This window comes from Aequorivita aurantiaca (assembly GCF_030410135.1).
GTDB classification, from domain to species: Bacteria; Bacteroidota; Bacteroidia; order Flavobacteriales; family Flavobacteriaceae; genus Aequorivita; species Aequorivita aurantiaca.
Window position 1 is genome coordinate 1 of the sequence record NZ_JAUGQQ010000024.1, and the last position, 2,939, is coordinate 2,939.

The 2,939-nt window shown below is 34.5% G+C and carries 5 protein-coding genes; all 5 read right to left on the reverse strand.

Annotated features, from left to right (window positions below; all coding sequences use genetic code 11):
- Window positions 1-113: AbrB/MazE/SpoVT family DNA-binding domain-containing protein (locus tag QRD02_RS14155; RefSeq protein ID WP_435373047.1), on the reverse strand; the 113-nt coding region annotated here is incomplete at its 3' end.
- A 180-nt stretch (window positions 114-293) separates the two neighbouring features.
- Complete coding sequence (locus QRD02_RS14160; RefSeq protein WP_290255614.1) at window positions 294-815, reverse strand: hypothetical protein; 522 nt, start codon at window positions 813-815, stop codon at window positions 294-296.
- A gap of 172 nt (window positions 816-987) precedes the next feature.
- On the reverse strand, window positions 988-1,422 hold the full coding sequence (locus QRD02_RS14165; RefSeq protein WP_290255615.1) for a hypothetical protein: 435 nt from the start codon (window positions 1,420-1,422) through the stop codon (window positions 988-990).
- Window positions 1,423-1,588: 166 nt separating this feature from the next.
- Complete coding sequence (locus QRD02_RS14170; RefSeq protein WP_290255616.1) at window positions 1,589-1,957, reverse strand: hypothetical protein; 369 nt, start codon at window positions 1,955-1,957, stop codon at window positions 1,589-1,591.
- 163 nt (window positions 1,958-2,120) lie between these two features.
- Window positions 2,121-2,768, reverse strand: a complete 648-nt coding sequence (locus QRD02_RS14175) for a hypothetical protein (RefSeq protein ID WP_290255617.1) — start codon at window positions 2,766-2,768, stop codon at window positions 2,121-2,123.
- Window positions 2,769-2,939 lie beyond the last annotated feature (171 nt).

The following is a 2,939-nucleotide window of genomic DNA, read 5'->3' on the forward strand; positions in this document are numbered from 1 at the left end:
TGTCCTTTTTCAAGAATAAGTTCCACTTTGTCCTTGATGTTATATTTTTCCAAAATGGTCTTGCTTAAACGAAGTCCTTTTGAATTTCCGATTTTGATTATTGATGTTTCCATAATTTCTTAAATGTTATTACAAAGTAAATACATTTTATTGAAATATCAAAATTCGTTCCGTATTAATGCCAACGTTTAGTATAACCGCAGTTACGGGATTAATTTAATGTTTTTCGGATGAGCACCCACGATAGCAATTACGCGTGGATTCGGACGCAGTCGAATCCGCCGTAATTGCGGTTATACGGTGTTGGCAAACGTTTTTTCTTTTATTTGTCCGTTTATTATTCTGTTTAAGTCACTTATAGACTTATCTTTTTGGCTGTTAAATCCGTAATTAACCAACCCAATTCCAAATCCAATCATTATTAAGGGAAAAATCAATAAAAAAGGATTCGTGCCTTGATTTATAACTCTAATTATTCCCATAATAAATGCAAATCCGACAAAAGTCAGCCAGAATATCATAAATACAATTACAAAAGTTTGAACTTTTAAATCCGCAACTAATTTAGTTCCGTTTATATACGGTTGAATTTGTCCTTTGACTTGAGGAAGAAAAGAATTCCGTCCAGTTATTATTCGTTGCATTTCAAATCTATCTTGCTCAAAATTTCCTTCAAATAATTCCTTTTCTTGGGATTTGTTAAATCCAATTTTCAATCCTTTTTTTGGTCGAATATTTTCCGCCAATATTTTTCTGACTTCTTGGTTTGAAAGAGTCGTTATTATTTCAATTTTATCTGACGGAATTATCTTCATTTCGGTTTTTCTCAAATGTTTGCCAACGTTTAGTATAACCGCAGTTACGGGATTAAATTTAATGTTTTTCGGATAAGCACCCCCGGTAGCAATTACGCGTGGATTCGGACGCAGTCGAATCCGCCGTAATTGCGGTTATACATTGTTGGCAAACGTACTTTTAGTTCATTATTCATTCACGTAAATCAATTCGTCTTATTTCAACTATAGAACCACTAAACAAACCAAAATGTCCGTTTTGTTGAGCATTAAATGTTCCAATAATTGATACATAGTTTCCGTTACATTGCTTTCCAAGTTCATATATTCCTTTTTTCGGAATTTCCAACCAAATTGAATTTTTATAATTTCGATTGTCAAAATCCGATTTATAACAGTAAAGAGCAGTTCCCTCAAATTCTAAATTCACGAATCCTATTACCCTTATTACTTTTCCATCATATTTTTCAGGCGTTGATATTAGTTGGATTGCTGAAACGCTTATCGGATTTCCTGGTGATTTGTCTTTGTTTTTATTAATAAAGTCAAGTAATGAGTCCCTCTGCCCAAAAGTCAGATTAACTGTCAAGAAAAATAAGAACATATATGAAGTCAAAATTTTAATCATAATTCTCTTTAGTTTCTTGGTTTTGTATGTTTGCCAACGTTTAGTATAACCGCAGTTACGGGATTAAATGTAATGTTTTTCGGATAAGCACGGACGGAAGCAATTACGCGTGGATTCGGACGCAGTCGAATCCGCCGTAATTGCGGTTATGCAGTGTTGTGGTACGTTATTCCTGCGCTCTGCTTTCGTCGTCATTTTTTAATTCAGCGAGCAATTTTTTATTTATTATTCCTCGTTGGGCTATAAAAGTTTTAGTTCGGTCAGTTATTTTTATCCAAACGATTATTGGGTCGTCCACATTTAAAATCAAATCAGAGTTTTTTTCAATTCCGTACAGCTTGTTATCAGCTTCAGTTCCATAAGCGTAATGATATGTCCGTTTAAATTCATCCGAGTATGAAAATCCGGTTTCTATTTTTGTTATTATTCCTTGGGCCTGAGTGAAGTCAGATTCATTAAAGTCAGTTTTAGAATCAGAATTTGTTTTCCCACAAGAACTTAAAAATAAGAATGTTAATATGAAAATTCGGATCATTTACGGTATTTTTTTCTAATGTACCACAACGTTTAGTATAACCGCAGTTACGGGATTAAAATTAATGTTTTTCGGATAAGCACTTACGGTAGCAATTGCGAGTGGATACGGACGCAGTCGAATCCGCCGTAATTGCGGTTATACATTGTTGTGCAGCGTTATTTTATCCGCAGTGTAAACATTCCTTTTTGCCTTGACAATATACTCCGCAAGAATTCGAGTTTAAGTTACCAGAATTATTTACCGAAACTAAATATTGTGTGTTCTTCAAATCTTCTAAAATAATTAAACTTCCTGTTGTATTAGATTTCATTAAATAAAATTCATACCCATTTTTTGTTTTTCGATAAGAACCACCTCGCTCATCGCAGTTATCAATTCCGAATTCCTTGATTTGTGTTAGCAAAAGGGCCTCTTCCATTGTGTCAATCTTACCAAGGAAAAGTTTTAAATCCTCTGTGTTTTTTATTTTCGAGACTTTTCCTTTTTCTACCGCAATTATATAATATGCGTAAGTGGCGTGATGTCCGCGAACAATAAAACCCTCTTGATTATAACTTAAATCAATCAGGTTGCGGTTATCAGTCCCACCTTTTTCGTATAGAATGTCCACGTGTTCGTGGCCTCCATTACTTGACCTCAATAGCGCCCAATATTCATATTTTTGATTTGGATTTAAATTTCTACCAATATTTTCAATCACATCAATTTTCCAATCAAAATCAATCTTTTTAAATTCAGGTTCACTTTTGCAACCTATAGCAACCAAGATTAAAATTATAATTCCAGTAAATTTTGAAGTTTTTCTCAATGTTCTTTCTAATGTTGCACAACGTTCTCGTGTATGGCCCGTTGCGGAAAATGTCCGAAGGACTTTTGCGCCGTTGCCGAAAGATAGCAAAGCTGCGGGAATTTTCGGCAGAAAATTCGCCGCAATGGGCTATACGCCGTGTTGTGCAATGTTTTCCCTGCGTTCTGGTTT